The organism is Burkholderia sp. Ac-20384 (assembly GCF_017104605.1).
GTDB classification, from domain to species: domain Bacteria; phylum Pseudomonadota; class Gammaproteobacteria; order Burkholderiales; family Burkholderiaceae; genus Burkholderia; species Burkholderia lata.
Map to the genome: position 1 here is coordinate 1 of NZ_JAAGPE010000700.1, position 882 is coordinate 882.

1 protein-coding gene is annotated in these 882 nt (G+C 71.4%); it reads right to left on the reverse strand.

Annotation, left to right across the window (positions count from 1 at the left end):
- Positions 1 to 882 (reverse strand): FUSC family protein (locus tag G3O00_RS42910; RefSeq protein WP_206146623.1); only part of this gene is annotated, 882 nt, incomplete at both ends.

Here is an 882-nt window from a genome sequence, read left to right on the forward strand (position 1 = left end):
CCTCGATGCTCGCCTGCGTCATCGCGGCGGGCTGGCCGGCGAGGAGCGCGCCGAGCTGCGCAATGCGGTGCTGCTGGCGCTGTTGCCAGCTCGCCGCCATGACGCGCTTGCCGGCCACGAGCGCGAGCGTGTCGTCGCGGATCGTGCGGCGCAGCCGCGTCGCGTCGGTGGCCAGGTTGCGCGGCAGGATCAACCGGAACGTGAGCAGCGTGAGGAAGGTGGCGAGCACCCACGCGACCGACTGGTTCAGGAACAGCGCGACGTCGGGGCGGAACGGATTGGTCGCGCCGGTCAGCGTGTTGAACGCGACGAGATACGCGAGCCCTGCCAGCGCGGTCTTCGGCACGCTCGTCGCATAGATGCCGGGCATCCAGAACAGCGCGAGCGCGACGACGAGCAACGGAAAGCCTTCGATGCGCGGCAGGATGCCGAACGCGCACACGAACGCGGCCGGCACGGCCAGCACCGTGCCCTTGATGAACGCCTGCGCGCCGGCGGCCGGGTTGCCGGCGGTCGCGAGCAGCGCGCAGTACGGTGCGACGACGAGCAGCATCATGTCTCCCTGGTTCCAGCCAGTGGCGAGCCAGAACGCACCGGAGATCGCGATCGCGCAGGCCGAGCGCACGCCGTTGCGCAGGGCCGCACCCGTGTCGCGGTAAAAGCGCACCCGTGCGGGCCGATAGCCCGGCCGTGGGCGCTGCAATTCGACGAGCCCGTCGAGCGCCGCGCAGTAGTCGTCGATCTGTTCGATCAGCCGCTCGCCGGCGATCAGCAGCGCCGCGTCGTCGCGCGGATCGCCGAGTGAGAGGCCGTCGAGCGCGGCACGCAGGCTTTCGCGTGCATCGGCCAGCAGTGCAAGCGCGTGTGCCGCGCCGCCGGGGC